This window comes from Vibrio sp. 779(2023) (assembly GCF_033344285.1).
GTDB classification, from domain to species: Bacteria; Pseudomonadota; Gammaproteobacteria; order Enterobacterales; family Vibrionaceae; genus Vibrio; species Vibrio alginolyticus.
Genome location: NZ_JAWPOM010000002.1, coordinates 229,116 through 245,199, shown reverse-complemented (window position 1 = coordinate 245,199; position 16,084 = coordinate 229,116). Strand labels below are relative to the sequence as shown.

At 45.3% G+C, this 16,084-nt stretch carries 16 protein-coding genes; 10 read left to right on the top strand and 6 right to left on the bottom strand.

Annotation, left to right across the window (positions count from 1 at the left end; genetic code table 11):
* The first annotated feature begins 26 nt into the window (after positions 1 to 26).
* Both thiP and thiQ read left to right on the top strand, forming a co-directional pair.
* Positions 27 to 1,613, top strand: a complete 1,587-nt coding sequence (thiP, locus tag R8O70_RS03675) for a thiamine/thiamine pyrophosphate ABC transporter permease ThiP (protein ID WP_258624978.1) — start codon at positions 27 to 29, stop codon at positions 1,611 to 1,613.
* A complete protein-coding gene (thiQ, locus tag R8O70_RS03670; protein ID WP_258624976.1) occupies positions 1,613 to 2,317 on the top strand; it encodes a thiamine ABC transporter ATP-binding protein in 705 nt (234 codons plus the stop codon). Before thiP ends, thiQ begins: the two co-directional genes overlap by 1 nt.
* 18 nt (positions 2,318 to 2,335) lie before the next feature.
* Here thiQ and R8O70_RS03665 read toward each other — a convergent pair whose 3' ends face one another.
* A complete protein-coding gene (locus tag R8O70_RS03665) occupies positions 2,336 to 3,283 on the bottom strand; it encodes a LysR family transcriptional regulator (protein ID WP_005379650.1) in 948 nt (315 codons plus the stop codon).
* Between the two features lie 92 nt (positions 3,284 to 3,375).
* Here R8O70_RS03665 and R8O70_RS03660 point away from each other — a divergent pair, with 92 nt between their 5' ends.
* Positions 3,376 to 4,452, top strand: a complete 1,077-nt coding sequence (locus R8O70_RS03660; protein WP_025768366.1) for an alkene reductase — start codon at positions 3,376 to 3,378, stop codon at positions 4,450 to 4,452.
* 63 nt (positions 4,453 to 4,515) lie between these two features.
* Here the strand turns inward: R8O70_RS03660 and R8O70_RS03655 are convergent, their stop codons facing one another.
* From R8O70_RS03655 to argR, 4 genes are all read right to left on the bottom strand, one after another.
* Positions 4,516 to 4,953 carry a universal stress protein gene (locus tag R8O70_RS03655; RefSeq protein ID WP_005379654.1) on the bottom strand — a complete coding sequence of 146 codons (438 nt, stop codon included), beginning with the start codon at positions 4,951 to 4,953 and terminating at the stop codon, positions 4,516 to 4,518.
* Between the two features lie 45 nt (positions 4,954 to 4,998).
* The gene (locus tag R8O70_RS03650) at positions 4,999 to 7,578 is read right to left on the bottom strand and encodes a TRAP transporter permease (RefSeq protein ID WP_017820274.1); all 2,580 of its coding nucleotides are present in this window, start codon (positions 7,576 to 7,578) and stop codon (positions 4,999 to 5,001) included.
* Positions 7,579 to 7,869: 291 nt separating this feature from the next.
* Positions 7,870 to 8,838, bottom strand: coding sequence for a TAXI family TRAP transporter solute-binding subunit (locus R8O70_RS03645; RefSeq protein WP_005379657.1), 969 nt, complete (start codon positions 8,836 to 8,838; stop codon positions 7,870 to 7,872).
* Positions 8,839 to 9,244: 406 nt separating this feature from the next.
* Positions 9,245 to 9,715, bottom strand: a complete 471-nt coding sequence (gene argR / locus R8O70_RS03640; protein WP_005379659.1) for a transcriptional regulator ArgR — start codon at positions 9,713 to 9,715, stop codon at positions 9,245 to 9,247.
* Between the two features lie 359 nt (positions 9,716 to 10,074).
* On the opposite strand from argR, the gene mdh reads away from it, so the two are divergent.
* Positions 10,075 to 11,010: a malate dehydrogenase gene (mdh, locus tag R8O70_RS03635; protein WP_005379660.1), complete on the top strand. Its 936-nt coding sequence runs from the start codon at positions 10,075 to 10,077 to the stop codon at positions 11,008 to 11,010.
* A 113-nt stretch (positions 11,011 to 11,123) separates the two neighbouring features.
* The gene (locus tag R8O70_RS03630; RefSeq protein ID WP_005379661.1) at positions 11,124 to 11,315 is read left to right on the top strand and encodes a hypothetical protein; all 192 of its coding nucleotides are present in this window, start codon (positions 11,124 to 11,126) and stop codon (positions 11,313 to 11,315) included.
* 93 nt (positions 11,316 to 11,408) lie between these two features.
* Here the strand turns inward: R8O70_RS03630 and ispB are convergent, their stop codons facing one another.
* Positions 11,409 to 12,380 (bottom strand): octaprenyl diphosphate synthase, encoded by a 972-nt coding sequence (ispB, locus tag R8O70_RS03625; protein WP_025768368.1) that lies wholly within the window; start codon positions 12,378 to 12,380, stop codon positions 11,409 to 11,411.
* A gap of 256 nt (positions 12,381 to 12,636) precedes the next feature.
* Between ispB and rplU the strand changes: the two genes are divergently transcribed.
* The 5 genes from rplU (at position 12,637) to R8O70_RS03600 (ending at position 16,083) form a co-directional block, all read left to right on the top strand.
* Positions 12,637 to 12,948: a 50S ribosomal protein L21 gene (gene rplU / locus R8O70_RS03620; protein WP_005383096.1), complete on the top strand. Its 312-nt coding sequence runs from the start codon at positions 12,637 to 12,639 to the stop codon at positions 12,946 to 12,948.
* A 20-nt stretch (positions 12,949 to 12,968) separates the two neighbouring features.
* The gene (gene rpmA, locus R8O70_RS03615; RefSeq protein WP_005383095.1) at positions 12,969 to 13,226 is read left to right on the top strand and encodes a 50S ribosomal protein L27; all 258 of its coding nucleotides are present in this window, start codon (positions 12,969 to 12,971) and stop codon (positions 13,224 to 13,226) included.
* Between the two features lie 212 nt (positions 13,227 to 13,438).
* Entirely contained in the window at positions 13,439 to 14,614 is a 1,176-nt protein-coding gene (gene cgtA, locus R8O70_RS03610; RefSeq protein ID WP_005383091.1) for an Obg family GTPase CgtA, read from the top strand.
* 195 nt (positions 14,615 to 14,809) lie between these two features.
* Entirely contained in the window at positions 14,810 to 15,610 is an 801-nt protein-coding gene (locus tag R8O70_RS03605) for a threonine/serine exporter family protein (protein ID WP_005383089.1), read from the top strand.
* Positions 15,610 to 16,083, top strand: a complete 474-nt coding sequence (locus R8O70_RS03600) for a threonine/serine exporter family protein (protein WP_005379665.1) — start codon at positions 15,610 to 15,612, stop codon at positions 16,081 to 16,083. Before R8O70_RS03605 ends, R8O70_RS03600 begins: the two co-directional genes overlap by 1 nt.
* Position 16,084: the final 1 nt, after the last annotated feature.

Below are 16,084 nucleotides of genomic sequence, written 5' to 3'. Positions count from 1 at the left end.
TCATCTGAATGAGATAGGTTTTACCTTTGAATTCTGTTCCAAAAATAGGTTTAGGGGTCGCGATGATCATCGCGACCTTTGTTATTTCTGCCCTAGGTGCTTTGATTGTTCAAGCCCCTTCACTTGATGTGTCTGTGGTATGGGGCGACCCGTACTATCAACATGTCACCAAGTTCAGTTTCTACCAAGCGTTTCTTTCCACATTGCTCAGTGTTGGCTTTGCCATTCCAGTAGCGCACGCACTTTCGCGTCGCCAATTTATTGGTAAATCATTACTGCTTAAGCTATTTGCATCGACACTGGTTTTGCCGGTTTTGGTTGGTGTTTTTGGGCTGTTAGCGATTTATGGCAACAGTGGTTTGTTGGAGCAGTGGTTGCAAAGTTTCGACACTAAACTGCCATTCTCTATTTACGGTTTGAACGGCATTTTACTCGCCCATGTGTTCTTTAATTTACCTTACGCGGCACGATTGCTTCTGCAAGCCTTGGAGTCTATTCCTGCCGAGCAGCATAAGCTTTGCGCGCATCTTGGGATGAGCCATTGGGATAAGTTTCGCTGGGTAGAATGGCCGCGTTTAAGGCAGCAGCTTCCCCACGTTTGTGGGTTGGTGTTTATGTTGTGCTTTACCAGTTTTGCCACTGTAATGGCGTTGGGGGGCGGGCCAAAATCCACCACCATTGAATTGGCCATTTACCAAGCGATTAAGTTTGATTTTGATTTACAAGCTGGGGCGTTATTGGCGCTGTGGCAGATGCTGTTATGTGGACTGCTTGCTATTGGAGTGCAGAAGTTAACAAGGCCTGTTTCTATCAGTGCTGGAAGCACATCGGTACAGCAATATTTAACGAAGGATCATGGGTGGTCAAAAGCTTGGGATAGCTTTTGGATCATAGGTGCCTTTTTACTGGTAATACCGCCGTTATTGATGGTGTTACTGAGTGGCATCAACCAACAAGTTTGGACAGTATTAACCGATGAGCGTTTTTGGTCTGCGCTATTGAACTCCCTCAAAGTCGCCTGTGTCGCTAGCGCGCTTGCGGTCGCTGCAGGGGTGTCCGTTCTATTGACCAGTCGCCGTTGGCGGTTGCAGTACAAAAACACGCGAGCCGATCAGATAGAGTTAATCGGCACCATTATTTTGGTGACTCCAGGTCTGGTGATTAGCACCGGTTTATTCTTACTACTGCGCGCATTTACCGATGTTTTTAGCTTGGCATTTTTTGTCGTGATTTTGGTGAACGGTTTGATGGCTTTGCCTTACGTGATCAAAACGCTAGCGCAACCGATGCTGCACATTGAGCAACAGTATCAGTATGTATGTGCCAGCTTAGGCATGCGTGGCTGGCAACGATTTAAAGTGGTGGAGTGGCAGGCGCTACGCAAGCCGTTTGCACATGCCTTTGCGATCAGCTTTATGTTTGCAATAGGGGATTTAAGTGCCATCGCACTGTTTGGTGGACAAGAGTTTCGTACCTTACCTCTGTATTTGTTCCAGTTGCTTGGCAGTTATCAGATGGACGCAGCTGCGGTGGTATCGGTGACCCTATTGTTGTTGAGTGTGGGCTGTTTTGCCTTGATTGAGAAAGTATTGAAAACGAAGGAGAGAGCGTAATGTTAGTGTTGGATGATGTGCAGTACACCTACCAACGTGAGCTGTTTCGTTTTGACTTAACGATTGAGCAAGGACAGATTGTATCGCTGATGGGACCAAGTGGAGCTGGAAAATCGACGTTGCTGGCGTTGGTGGCAGGATTCATCCATCCTGACCGTGGTGATATTCGTGTTGATGGTGAGTCCATTGTGCGTAAAGAGCCTTATCTGCGTCCGTTCTCCATGTTGTTCCAAGAGCACAATTTGTTTGCTCACTTATCGGTGCGTGACAACATCGGTTTGGGCTTACACCCAGGGCTAAAGCTTACGGTGGACCAAAATCGTCAGATTGAACAAGCCGCGCAGCAAGTTGGTGTTGCAGAGTACCTCGACCGTTTGCCAGAGCATCTTTCTGGTGGCCAGCGTCAACGTGTTGCCTTAGCGCGTTGTTTTGTTCAGCCTCATCCCATGTGGCTATTGGATGAGCCGTTCTCGGCGCTTGATCCGATGTTGCGTGAAGAGATGCTGAGCTTGGTAAAAAAACTCGCAGCAGAGCGGGGAATAACCGTATTGATGGTCACGCACCATTTAAGCGATGCCAAAGCGATTGCCAGCCACTTTGTGTTTGTGGCAGATGGTAAAGTGGAAGCCGCGGGTGATATGTCTGCATTGAGTGAACAGCATGCTAGTGAGAAGCTTGCGGCATTTATCCGAGCAGCATGCTAGTGCCTGATAGTTGCTAGGTTATGCTTCTCCGCAACACAAACCATGCCGAGGGCCAAATTCAAATTGAGATCTTAAGCTCATGATATGGTCAATCATTGCTTGTACACGCCGTGGGCGGTTTGCTCCAGGACGATAGACTAAATAAATAGGCATTGGTACCGTGTGCCATTGCGGTAACACTCTGACTAAGGTGCCACTTTCTAGCTCTTGCGTCATGTTCTGCACAGGTAAGTTAGCGATGCCTAGTCCTTTAAGTGCGCCTTTCAATATTGCTTCTACAGTTGTACTTGAGAAGTTACTGGTTATTGAAACATTGACGGTATTATCGTGTGAGATCAGTGTCCAAGGCCCTATTTCTGAAACATATTGATACCTCAAACAGTTGTGTTTTGTCAGATCTTCTGGCGTTTCAGGTACGCCGAACTCAGCTAAATACTCAGGGCTAGCAGCCAGGACTCGAGTGGTATAGCCTAATTTTTTTGCGATCAATCGATCATCAACTATCTGACCGACTCGAATTGCCATATCAAAGCCGTGTGAAAACAGATCAACAAAATCGTTCGATGCTTCTAACGCAATTTGTACTTTTGGCCATTGTTTTAAAAATGGCAAAAAGATGTGTTCCGCCATATACGCATCCAACGCTGGTGGCGCGGAAATACGCAGCCGGCCTTGGATCTGTTGTTCCATCTCCTGTACGTCATGGCCAATTGAGTGGAATTCCTCAACTAAGCTTGCAGCACGCTCTAAAACCATTTGGCCAGCTTCGGTGATCACTAACTTTCGGGTTGTGCGCTCTAGCAGTTTGGCTTCAAAGTGTTGTTCGAGTTTGGTTATGGCTTTACTAACAGTAGATTTTGGTAGGTTTAACTCCAGCGCGCACTTGGTTAAGCTCAGTAGTCGACAGCTTGTGACAAAGATAGAAAGCGTTCTAAAGTCAATTGTTTCTAAATTGCGAACAATCACTTTCAATTATCCATATTGTTTCAATATTAATCTGATTATAGTCTGGCACCTCATCCTTAGCCATCAAGTTATTGTCATTTGAGGTAAACACCATGTCCAACTCTGTAGACTTATTTTCTCCTATCGAACTCGGTCAATTAGCATTAGATAACCGTGCCATTATGGCGCCTTTAACGCGAGCTCGTGCTGGCGCAGACCATATTCCTAATGACCTTATGGTTGAATACTACGCTCAACGTGCGAGTGCCGGACTTATCATTGCTGAATGCACCATGGTGATGGAAGGTACGTCTGCTTTCATGGCAGAGCCGGGTATTTACAACGAAGAGCAAATCGCAGCTTGGAAAAAGGTAACGGATGCGGTTCATGAGAGAGGCGGTAAGATTGTACTGCAAATTTGGCATGCGGGACGAGCTTGTCATCCTGATCTGAATGAAGGAAAAACACCTGTAGCGGCGAGCGCATTGGCCATTCGTGATGAATTAGTCCATACCCCTTCGGGTAAGCAAGCATATACGGTACCACGAGCACTCGAAGTGGATGAGATAGCTTCCATTGTTGCGGCGTTTAAACAAGGTGCAGAAAACGCCAAGAAAGCAGGCTTTGATGGGGTCGAGATACATGGCGCCAATGGTTATCTTATTGATAACTTCCTTCGTGACGGTTCAAATTTACGTACCGATGAATACGGTGGTTCGGTTGAAAATCGTGCTCGATTTTTACTTGAGATAGTGAAAGAAGTCGTTGAGGTGTGGGGACCTGGAAGAGTCGGTCTACGTACATCTCCGCTAAATGGATTTAATGACATGAAAGACAGTGATCCAGTTGGCTTGGTGCGTTACTTAGCAGAGCAACTTAATTCTTTCGATCTTGCTTATTGGCACGTGATGCGTGCGGATCTGAAAGGCGTACAAAAAGCAGATGTTCTCAAGCCAGCACGCGAAAACTATCAAGGTCACTTAATGGCGAACGTGGGCTACAGTGCACAAGAAGCGGCAACAGCAATTGCAGAAAACAAAGTTGATGTGGTCGCATTTGGCGTTCCCTTTATCGCAAACCCAGATTTAGTCGAGCGATTTAAGAAAAATGCACCTCTTAATGAGGCGAAACCAGAACACTTTTATTTGGGTGGAGCAGAAGGTTATACCGATTACCCAGTGATGGCATAACCCTTACTTGTTTAATATAAAAAGGACGCTAATGTTAGCGTCCTTTTTCGTTTTTGTATTTACTTAGCCTTGCGGTTTTACGACCATCACATTGATTGGAGAATATTCCACAACCTTACTCGCGACGGAGCCAAGCATTACTTTATTGATTTTAGAGCGCTTGTGACTTGGCATAATGATGAGATCAGCGCCTAAGCGTTCTGCATAATCAAGAATGGTCGCGTAGGCCTTGCCTTCAGCAACATGCACTTGGTAAACCACATCTTCAGCAATATGCTCATTAGCGAAAGTTTTTAGTTGCTGCTTCACGTCTTGCTTCATTTTGGCCGCAGCATCTTTCGGAAAGTATGTGGCAACCATCGACATGTGAATACCAGGTAGTACCGTCAGAAGATGGATTTGAGCATTTGCTTGCTTTGCCTGCCAAACCGCTAGTTCAACCGCTCGGTCTGAAAAGCCTTGGTCATTTAGATCAACCGGAACAAGAATTTGTTTGTACATTCAATGTCTCTCATTAAGGCCCCTTTATCCTCGGGGCCAAATCGGTTATGCGCTCAATTGTTCCTTACGAGCACGACGTTTTTGGTTCATTGCAAGCACCAGCAAAATCATTAAGCATGGTACAAACACCCACTCTTTCATCGGACGGTCTGCATCCTGGATAACCCACTTGATTTCCCAATCAAAGTCGATACCTGCGGACTCTGCTGGACTACCAAATTCAACCATATCGACAATCATTTTGTTGTCACTTTCGGTCAGCATCAGACCCATAGATGAAATACGTGCGTCTGCTGTTGTCGCACTGTCTTCGAATGGAAGACGAACCGTTTTCTCAATGTAGTCGCCCTCAAGGTTTTCACCGGCAACACGTAACTCCAATGATTCTCCTACATTTAGTGTTTCCGTGATTTGAGCTACCTCAACGCCAGGAGAAAGAACTTTCGCTGGGTACAGCATGTCCCACCAAAAACCTGGACGGAAAAACGAAAACGTCAGTACTAATAATAGGACTGTTTCCCACCACTTGTTACGCGTGAACCACCACCCTTGAGTTGCCGCAGAGAAAATCAGCATTGCAATGATCGATGAGATGACCGTGAGTGCCAAATGCCACCAAGAGTCGATCCCCATTAACAATAGCTGGGTATTGAACACAAACATGAACGGCAAAATAGCGGTTCGAATATCGTAAGTAAAACCTTGGATACCAGTACGAATTGGATCTGATTTCGCAATTGCTGCTGCTGCAAAAGCCGCAAGGCCTACAGGTGGGGTATCGTCGGCCAAAATACCAAAGTAGAAAACGAACAAGTGCACCGCTATCAACGGAATAATTAAGCCATGTGCTGCGCCGAGCGTAACAATAACCGGCGCCATTAGCGTAGAGACCACGATGTAGTTCGCCGTTGTTGGCAGACCCATCCCCAGAACCAAGCTAATGATGGCGGTAAAGAGCAGCATAAGAATGATGCTGCCACCAGAGATAAACTCGACGAAGTCGGTCATCACTAGGCCGATACCCGTTAGTGTAACAACACCAACAACGGTGCCCGCTGCCGCGGTTGCAACGCCGATACCAATCATATTACGCGCACCAGAAACTAAGCTCTCGGCAAGATCGACAAAGCCATCTTTGGTTTGCTGAAGCATGTCACCTTGCTTTGACAGCAGTGCAATCAACGGACGTTGAGTAAGCAAAATGAAAATCATGAACACCGTTGCCCAGAATGCCGAAAGGCCAGGTGAGAAACGTTCGACAGTCAAACACCAAACCAATACGACGATAGGGAGTAGGTAGTGCAAGCCTGACTTAACGGTTGGGCCAGGATCAGGTACTTCTGTTAATTCTGCATCAATCTCAATTGCGCCATCTTGCACGTGATTTGCTGAGACTTTCACCAACCCAACGTACGCGATTAATAGTGCGACGGTAACAATTGGTGTCGCGGCATCACCAAAGACGTCCTTTGTCCAACCCACTCCGTAGTAAACCAATGCGCTGATCACACACAATCCTAAGATTGTGCCAGTAAAGGACAGCAGACTTTGTACTAGTGTTGGGTTGTGGCGACGAGGAAGGCCTGTCATGCCTGCTTTACATGCTTCAAGGTGAACAATGTAAATTAAAGCAATATAAGAGATTAGCGCTGGAAGTAGGGCAGCTTTAATCACCTCAACGTAGGAGATACCGACGTATTCCACCATCAAAAATGCTGCTGCACCCATGATTGGCGGTGTTAACTGACCATTGGTTGAAGCCGCTACCTCTACCGCACCCGCTTTTGTGCCGGGAAAGCCAACACGCTTCATCAGTGGAATGGTAAAGGTGCCAGTTGTTACTACGTTTGCGATTGAAGAACCAGAAACCAGACCAGATAAACCTGATGCAACAACGGCCGCTTTAGCTGGACCACCTTTCATATGGCCAAGTAACGAGAAGGCAACTTTAATGAAGTAAGCACCAGCACCAGCGCGTTCCAGCATTGCTCCAAACAATACAAACAAGAAGACAAAAGAGGTAGAAACACCTAGCGCAACCCCAAATACGCCTTCTGTTGTTAGCCACAAGTGAGACATGGCCTTGTTCAAGCTTGCCCCTTTGTGCGCGATAACGTCAGGCATGTAAGGGCCTGCAAAGGTGTAAGTAAGGAAAACAGCAGCCACGACCATTAATGGTGGACCAAGTGCTCGGCGTGTTGCTTCTAAAAGGAGGAGCATACCGATAACAGCAACAACGATATCAACCGTTGTCGGTGCGCCTGAGCGTCCTGCTAGCTCGGTATAAAAAAGGTATATATAGGCTGCTGAAAAGCTGCCAGCCAACGCGAGTATCCAATCAACAAGAGGGATATGATCGCGAGGAGAATTCTTCATCGCTGGATAAGCAGTGAAAGCCAAAAAGATCGCGAAAGTAAGGTGGATAGATCGCGCTTCCGTGTCGTTTAGTACGCCAAAATTGAAAATAAATGGTAACGGGGATGCGTACCATAATTGAAATAGTGACCAACACAGAGGAACAAACCAAAGGATTCGTCCTTGCATTCCCGAAGGGCTACGTGCACCTGTGTCTGCCTGAGCCACCATTTCTTGCACATCTTGTGACGGAGCTTGATTCGTCGCCATGTACTTTTTCCTTATTATTGATGGTCCTGTCTGATTTTTATCGAGAACCACACTTCGCCTCTATCAGTGTAGTGAATGGAGCGAAGTTTGCTTTCGAGTATTTTGCTGCCTGAACTCAAAGTGTTGATTGTTGGATACTCTGTTAGGCGGCGTTTAAGTTTTCTTGGGTATGAGCTCGCAGTTTTCAGAAGAAAACTGGCGAATGAAGCATACAGTTAGAACGTGCTACAACCTGTATGCTCAAACAGGCAGAAAATATTCTTTCCTGCCTGTATGTAGAGTCTGAGGAAATTACTTAATTAGACCCATTTCTTTGTAGTATTTTTCTGCACCTGGGTGAAGAGGAATAGAAAGACCAGCTTTCACCATATCTTCTTTCTTCAAGTTTGCGAATGCAGGGTGTAGACGCTTGAAGGTATCAAAGTTTTCAAACACAGCTTTTGCCACGTTGTAAGCGACATCGTCTGAAACATCAGAGGTCGTTACCATTGTTGCTGCAACACCAAAGCTGTTTACGTCTTTGTCTGTACCGCGGTACATACCAGCCGGTACTGAGCTAAAGGCGTAGTATGGGTTGTCGGCAACAATTTTATCGATTTTAGGGCCTGTTGCTGAAACTAGCTTCGCATCACATGATGTGGTTGCTTCTTTGATTGAACCGTTCGGGTGGCCGACCATGTAAATGAAGGCGTCAATTTTGTTATCACAAAGTGCCTGAGAGCGTTCAGAGCCTTTTAGCTCAGACGCCAATTTGAAGCTGTCGTTTGTCCAACCCATTGCTTCCATGACAACGCCCATCGTAGCACGGTCACCAGAGCCTGGGTTACCGATGTTTACGCGCTTACCTTTCAGGTCTTCAACGTTTTCAATACCTGAATCTGCACGCGCAATGATGTTGAAAGGTTCTGTATGAAGAGAGAACATTGCGCGTAGCTTCTTGTACGGGCCTTGTTCTTCAAACTTGCTCGTACCGTTGTAGCCGTGGTACTGCCAATCCGATTGCACGATACCAAAATCTAATTCGCCTGCACGGATAGTGTTAACGTTGTAAATTGAGCCACCAGTCGATTCTACTGAACAACGGATGTTGTGGTCTTTACGACCTTTATTTACCAACTTACAGATAGCACCACCAGTTGGGTAGTAAACACCAGTCACAGAGCCAGTACCGATGGTAATAAACTCTTGAGCGTTAACTGCGCCTGCGCCCATTACGGCTGCAGCGATAGCGCCTACTTTGAGAAGTTTGTTAAATGCCATGAATTTCCCTTCCTTATATTCATTATTTACCCGGAAATAACCATAAATCACTTCTGGAGTTTCCTATTTGGAAACGGCACCTTTTTCAATCCAATCGTTTGAAAAAGCGAGCGAATCATAACAAAAAAATTGGCAGAAAATTATCCAATTGTTAAATGTTATAGTTGATAAGTCTGAATTTTGTATCAGGAGATAGGATTCAATTTGTGATTTAATTCTTTTTATAACAAATACTTAATTAACGTTTAGTGACTGAAATGAAAAAGATCAATTGCGTGATGTTGATCGCAAAATGGGTGGTTAAAGAATGAGCGGAGTAAGCAAAAAATTTACATAAATTATGGGCTACAAAATGAGACTTCTTTTATAACCCACAATGAGTTAGCTGATTGAAGCTTTATAGAACTTAACCAGTATATTCGAACAGCTCGCACACTGATTTGAAGAGTTGCTCAGTCGTAATTGCCATGGTTGGCGTAATGAAAATGGTATCGTCACCTGCGACAACACCAAGAATACCTTCGGATTTACCGAGTGAATCAAGCAAGCGAGCAATCAACTGTGCTGCACCTGGGCCGGTGTGAATTACCACTAACGCTGCGTTACGATCAATGTCTAGTACCAGTTCACGCAGAGAGCTGCTGACTGTTGGGACACCTAGCTCAGCAGGAAGACAATAAACCATTTCCATTTTTGCATTGCGCGTACGGACGGCGCCAAATTTAGTCAGCATACGTGAGACTTTAGATTGGTTGATACTCTCAAACCCTTGCTGTTTGAGTGCGTCAACAATCTCGCCCTGTGAGCCAAAGCTTTCTTCTTTTAACAGGGCTTTAAAGGCGCGAACTAAGTTGTCTTGTTTTTCTGAATTGCGCATAGTCATTACAAATCTCTTATTACGGGTCAGCAATTTTGCATATTCTCGCATATATATTCAGGCGGTGCCAAAGAGTCCCAGGATTATGTTAGATGCGTCACTGTAAACTATATACCACATAGAATTCTTTAGCGCGCTGAAGTAGGGCTGTATCTGTTTTCTTGAATTCCTTGTCATTTCAACAGAATAAAAGAATAATCCAAGCCCCATTTGTAGCACGGTAACAGCGAGTTGCGCGAGGTCGCAAAGCTAGCGTTAATTGATTGTAATCAAGTTGTGATTCCGATAGCTTTATTTAAGTTGGTTACAAACTACCCTACGAATACGTTTATAAGAGAAATACTCTCAAGGAGAACTACATGAAAGTAGCCGTTATTGGTGCCGCTGGTGGCATCGGTCAAGCCCTGGCCCTTCTACTTAAGAACCGTCTTCCTGCTGGTTCTGATCTAGCCCTATATGATATTGCTCCAGTAACTCCTGGTGTGGCCGCTGATCTTAGCCACATCCCTACGCCAGTTTCTATCAAAGGTTACGCTGGTGAAGATCCTACTCCAGCACTAGAAGGCGCGGATGTTGTGCTAATTTCTGCTGGTGTTGCGCGTAAGCCAGGTATGGATCGTGCGGATCTATTTAATGTAAACGCTGGTATCGTTAAATCGCTAGCGGAGAAGATTGCGGTTGTTTGTCCGAAAGCTTGTGTTGGTATCATCACAAACCCTGTAAATACAACAGTGCCAATTGCTGCTGAAGTTCTTAAAAAAGCGGGTGTTTATGATAAGCGTCGTCTATTTGGTGTAACAACGTTGGATGTTATCCGTTCAGAAACGTTTGTTGCTGAGCTAAAAGACAAAGATCCAGGTGACGTTCGCGTGCCAGTTATTGGTGGTCACTCTGGCGTAACGATCTTACCTCTACTGTCTCAAGTAGAAGGTGTTGAGTTTACAGCTGAAGAAGTAGAAGCATTAACGAAACGTATTCAAAATGCAGGTACTGAAGTTGTAGAAGCGAAAGCGGGTGGTGGTAGTGCAACACTATCAATGGGCCAAGCTGCATGTCGCTTTGGTCTGTCTCTGGTTCGTGCTCTTCAAGGTGAAGAAGGCGTAGTTGAGTGCGCTTACGTTGAAGGCGACGGCGAACACGCGACGTACTTCGCGCAACCTGTGAAACTGGGTAAAGAAGGCGTTGAAGAAGTACTAAGCTACGGCAAACTCAGCGATTACGAAAAGTCTGCATTAGACGGTATGCTAGAAACACTAAATGGCGACATCAACATTGGTGTTGAATTCGCAAAGTAATCTAGAAAGCCTATATAAGAAGAAAGCCGATCATTTTGATCGGCTTTTTTGATCCTTGATTTCTCAACTTCGTAAAAATGGTCGAATAAAACCACGTAGTGAAGGAGAAGATGATGGAAGCGAGTCGAATCCGTAAAGGCATGGTTGTTGAGTGCCAACAAGGCGTCGGTACGATATTAGTGGTCGACCATGAAGCAGAGACGGTATTGTTGTCCAAACAAGGGACTGAACAGCAGCTCGCCGTTAGCTTTGATGAAATAGAAGATGATCCACAACTGCATGGCGGTAGTGACAGATATTACTAGCGCCTCGGGCGTCGTCATTAGGTATCAAACGTAAAAAAGGAAGAGCATGCTCTTCCTTTTAGCTATAAGCCTTGCGTTATGGGTAGCTATTGATTACTTCGTGCGTTGTACAGCGACATGAGCCAGAGTAACAAGCGCTTGTTTGTATTCAGACTCTGGCAACACTGATAGTTCTGCGATTGCTTTGTCTGCTTCTTCTAGAGCTTTTTGCGTTGTGTATTCCAGAGAGCCTGCTTCTTTCATGACCGCAAGAATTTCTTCTAAGCGATCCATGCCATTCGCTTTCTCAATCGCTTCACGAATCATGATTGAGTTTTCTGGTGTGGTATTACGCATAGCATGGAGTAGAGGTAAAGTTGGCTTGCCTTCGGCCAAGTCATCACCCACATTTTTACCCATGTCTTCGCCATCAGAAGTGTAATCCATGACGTCATCAATGAGCTGAAACGCAGTGCCTAGATACTTACCGTAATTTTGCATTGCGATTTCCACATGCTCAGGAGCATCATTTAAGATTGCACCGATTTGAGTTGCGGATTCAAATAAGCGCGCAGTCTTAGAGTAGATGACTTGCATGTAGCTTTCTTCTGTCGTGTCAGGGTCGTTACAGTTCATCAACTGCTGTACTTCACCTTCGGCGATCACGTTTACGGCATTGCTCATTAGTTTAAGGATCTTCATGGATCCTAGTTCCGTCATCATCTGAAATGAGCGTGTATAGATAAAGTCCCCAACTAATACGCTAGCCGCATTGCCAAATGCTGCATTCGCAGTGGCTTTACCACGGCGCATGTCTGATTCATCTACCACGTCATCATGCAGCAAAGTCGCTGTATGGATGAACTCAATAAACGCAGCTGCCATTGTATGACCATTGCCTTGGTAACCAAGTGCACGGGCTGACAGTATCGCTAAAAGCGGTCTTAGACGTTTGCCTCCACCACTCACGATATAAAAACCGAGCTGGTTGATTAAAGAGACATCAGAATTAAGTTGGGCTTGAATTGTTTCATTCACTTTTGCCATGTCATCGGCAGTAAGCGCTTGGATAGTTTTAAAATCCATCGTATATCCGGCTGAAGTTAGACCCTGCAAGGCTTATTCGATTTATATAATTGTCGAATAATACACTAAAAAACGTTGATTAATACATTACTAAAGGGCATGATTGCCGCACTTTTCTTTGGCGATTAGCTTTTCGCCAATTTTTTCAAAATATGGCTTGTCATAGGAGCATCTATTCTGTAGAATCTGCGCCCTATTGATGATTAGTTTAGCGCACACCCTCAAGAAAGGCTGTGCGGAAAAAGCGGAGTAAAATATGTACGCTGTTTTCCAATCTGGTGGTAAACAACACCGTGTAAGCGAAGGTCAAACTCTTCGTTTAGAGAAATTAGACGTTGAAACTGGTGCAACTGTAGAATTTGATAAAGTTCTTCTTGTTGCTAACGGCGAAGACATCAAAGTTGGTGCTCCTCTTGTAGAGGGCGGCAAAATTGTTGCTGAAGTTGTACAACACGGTCGTGGCGATAAAGTTAAAATCGTTAAGTTCCGTCGTCGTAAGCACTCTCGTAAGCAACAGGGTCACCGTCAGTGGTTCACTGAAGTGAAGATCACTGGTATCAACGCTTAATCTATTAGGAGAGTTTAACAATGGCACACAAAAAAGCTGGTGGTTCTACTCGTAACGGCCGCGATTCAGAAAGCAAACGTCTAGGTGTTAAGCGTTTCGGTGGTGAATCTGTACTTGCAGGTAACATCATCGTTCGTCAACGTGGTACTAAGTTCCACGCTGGTAACAACGTAGGTATCGGTAAAGACCACACTCTATTCGCTCTTACTGAAGGTAAAGTGAAGTTCGAAGTGAAAGGTCCTAAGAACCGTAAGTTTGTAAGCATCGAAGCTGAGTAATTAGGTTTTTAACCAAATTACTTAATAGCTTTAAGCTGAATTCAAAAGCCCTGCCGAATCGGCGGGGTTTTTTATTTGTGGCAGTCGACATATCGAAGTTTCTCGCTAAGATCCTAAGCGATTTGAATCTGGGAGCTTAGATCTGTCATCTGCTAAAATTGTCGGATGACATAGTAAGATTTAATCCACGCACGAAGTAGTCGGAGTAAAAGATGAAGTTCGTAGATGAAGCGGTAGTAAAAGTTCAGGCTGGTGATGGCGGTAGTGGCGTTGTCAGTTTCTGGCGTGAAAAATTCATCACTAAAGGTGGCCCTGATGGCGGTGATGGCGGTGACGGTGGTGATGTTTATATCCAAGCCGATGAAAACCTAAATACCCTGATTGATTACCGTTTCCAGCGCTTCTACGAAGCTGAGCGTGGTGAAAACGGTCGCGGTGGTAACTGTACAGGTAAGCGTGGTAAAGACATCGTTCTTCGTGTACCTGTGGGTACGCGCGCTGTGGATATCCACACAAATGAAATCGTGGCGGAAGTTGCTGAACACGGTAAGAAAGTGATGATCGCAAAAGGCGGTTGGCACGGTCTAGGTAACACGCGTTTCAAATCTTCAGTAAACCGCGCGCCTCGTCAGAGAACATTGGGTACAAAAGGTGAAGTACGCGAAATTCGCCTTGAGCTATTGCTTCTTGCTGATGTGGGTATGCTTGGTCTACCTAATGCCGGTAAATCAACCTTTATCCGCGCAGTATCAGCAGCAAAACCGAAAGTCGCTGATTACCCATTCACGACTTTGATCCCAAGCTTGGGTGTCGTAAGTGTCGTACCAGAGAAAAGTTTTGTTGTTGCAGACATCCCTGGTTTGATCGAGGGTGCAGCAGATGGCGCTGGCCTTGGTATTCGATTCTTGAAGCACTTAGAGCGTTGTCGAGTGTTGCTGCACATGATCGATATTATGCCAATTGATCAGTCCGATCCGGTGCAAAATGCATTGACGATCATTGATGAACTAGAACAATACAGCGAGAAACTGGCAAGTAAGCCGCGCTGGTTAGTGTTCAACAAAGTTGATCTAATGCCTGAAGAAGAAGCGAATGAGAAGATCCAAGAAATCTTAGACGCACTAGGTTGGGAAGACGAGTACTTTAAGATCTCGGCGATCAATCGTAACGGTACTAAAGAGCTTTGTTACAAACTGGCTGACTTTATGGATAACCTACCTCGCGAAGAGGAAGAAGTGGCTGAAGAAGATAAAGTTAACTTCATGTGGGATGATTACCATAAAGATGCGATGGCGGGTAAAGACGTTATCACTGAAGATGACGACGACGATTGGGATGACTGGGACGATGAAGAAGATGACGGTCACGTTGTCTACGTTCGTGACTAATCAGAACGGTCAAACAATGCCTGTTTGCCTATAATTCATTAAGCCGCAATTATTTATTGCGGCTTTTTTTGTATCTAAATCATATTTAGGTGATGTGATTTACGGCACAATAACCGATACGTCGTGTTTTTTGAGGGTTAGTTTGGCCCTCGCGCGTATGAATGAGTAACACCCTAAAAGGAATTAGACTTATTTATGACTCTAGAAACCATACCGCCTAGAGAGTTGGCGGTATCTACTCAACGATCGATTTCTCGTCTTGTCGCCCAAGCCGGACAAATGCTACTTGCTCATGGTGCTGAAAGTACTCTTGTGAGCGATATTATGCGTCGTATTGGCCTTGCTTGTGGGGTGAATGAAGTTGCGGTAGCACTATCAGCTAATGCATTGGTTGTGACGACGGTAATGGATGGGCATTGCATCACCACCACCCGAAGCTGCGCTGATCGTGGCATCAATATGCGCGTTATTACGCAAATTCAACGAATCTGTATCATGATGGAACGTGGTTTGCTCGATGCAACCATGGCGCAGAAAAAGCTGAACGCTATCAGTCCAGAGCGTTATAACCGCTGGTTGGTGGTGTTTATGATTGGCTTGTCTTGTGCGGCATTCAGTCATCTAGCTGGTGGTGATTGGGGAGTCTTCATCATGACCTTTTTAGCTTCAGCTGGTGGCATGATCGTTCGCCAAGAAATTGGTCATCGTCATTTCAACCCTCTATTGAACTTTGCTGCGACCGCTTTTGTGACTACCTTAATTTCAGCACAGGCGGAAATTTACCAAATCGGTAATCTACCTACCGTAGCAATGGCATCGTCAGTATTAATGCTTGTACCTGGTTTCCCACTCATTAACTCTGTCGCAGATATGTTGAAAGGCCACATTAATATGGGGATTGCTCGATTTGTGATGGCTAGTTTACTAACGTTGGCGACATGTTTGGGGATCGTTGCTGCGATGAGTGTAACTGGAATTTGGGGGTGGGCTATCTAATGAGTTTATTTGATTTGATGTTTGGCCTGTTGAATGACATGTTTTTTGCGGCGATTCCCGCCGTAGGATTTGCATTGGTTTTTAACGTGCCACAAAGAGCTTTAGTGTATTGCGCTGTTGGTGGTGCGATTGGTCATGGTAGCCGCTACTTGATGATGCAGTTTGGCATTCCTATTGAGTGGGCAACCTTTTTTGCCGCGACGTTAGTTGGGATGATTGGTGTGTACTGGTCTCACCGTTTTCTCGCGCATCCAAAAGTGTTTACTGTGGCTGCTTTGATCCCGATGGTGCCGGGTGTGTTTGCGTACAAAGCAATGATCGCTATGGTAGAGATCAATCATGTTGGCTACTCACCCGAGCTTGTCGCAACCTGTATGGAAAACTTTCTTAAGGCCATGTTTATTATTGCAGGTTTAGCTGTTGGTCTTGCGGTTCCAGGGCTGTTATTCTATCGCCGCAGACCAATTGTATAAG

Coding starts and splice junctions, on each gene's coding strand:
- thiQ (WP_258624976.1), top strand. CDS start 1,613: ATGTTAGTGTTGGATGATGTGCAGTACACCTACCAACGTGAGCTGTTT.
- R8O70_RS03660 (WP_025768366.1), top strand. CDS start 3,376: ATGTCCAACTCTGTAGACTTATTTTCTCCTATCGAACTCGGTCAATTA.
- R8O70_RS03655 (WP_005379654.1), bottom strand. CDS start 4,953: ATGTACAAACAAATTCTTGTTCCGGTTGATCTAAATGACCAAGGCTTT.
- R8O70_RS03650 (WP_017820274.1), bottom strand. CDS start 7,578: ATGGCGACGAATCAAGCTCCGTCACAAGATGTGCAAGAAATGGTGGCT.
- R8O70_RS03645 (WP_005379657.1), bottom strand. CDS start 8,838: ATGGCATTTAACAAACTTCTCAAAGTAGGCGCTATCGCTGCAGCCGTA.
- argR (WP_005379659.1), bottom strand. CDS start 9,715: ATGCGCAATTCAGAAAAACAAGACAACTTAGTTCGCGCCTTTAAAGCC.
- mdh (WP_005379660.1), top strand. CDS start 10,075: ATGAAAGTAGCCGTTATTGGTGCCGCTGGTGGCATCGGTCAAGCCCTG.
- R8O70_RS03630 (WP_005379661.1), top strand. CDS start 11,124: ATGGAAGCGAGTCGAATCCGTAAAGGCATGGTTGTTGAGTGCCAACAA.
- ispB (WP_025768368.1), bottom strand. CDS start 12,380: ATGGATTTTAAAACTATCCAAGCGCTTACTGCCGATGACATGGCAAAA.
- rplU (WP_005383096.1), top strand. CDS start 12,637: ATGTACGCTGTTTTCCAATCTGGTGGTAAACAACACCGTGTAAGCGAA.
- rpmA (WP_005383095.1), top strand. CDS start 12,969: ATGGCACACAAAAAAGCTGGTGGTTCTACTCGTAACGGCCGCGATTCA.
- cgtA (WP_005383091.1), top strand. CDS start 13,439: ATGAAGTTCGTAGATGAAGCGGTAGTAAAAGTTCAGGCTGGTGATGGC.
- R8O70_RS03605 (WP_005383089.1), top strand. CDS start 14,810: ATGACTCTAGAAACCATACCGCCTAGAGAGTTGGCGGTATCTACTCAA.
- R8O70_RS03600 (WP_005379665.1), top strand. CDS start 15,610: ATGAGTTTATTTGATTTGATGTTTGGCCTGTTGAATGACATGTTTTTT.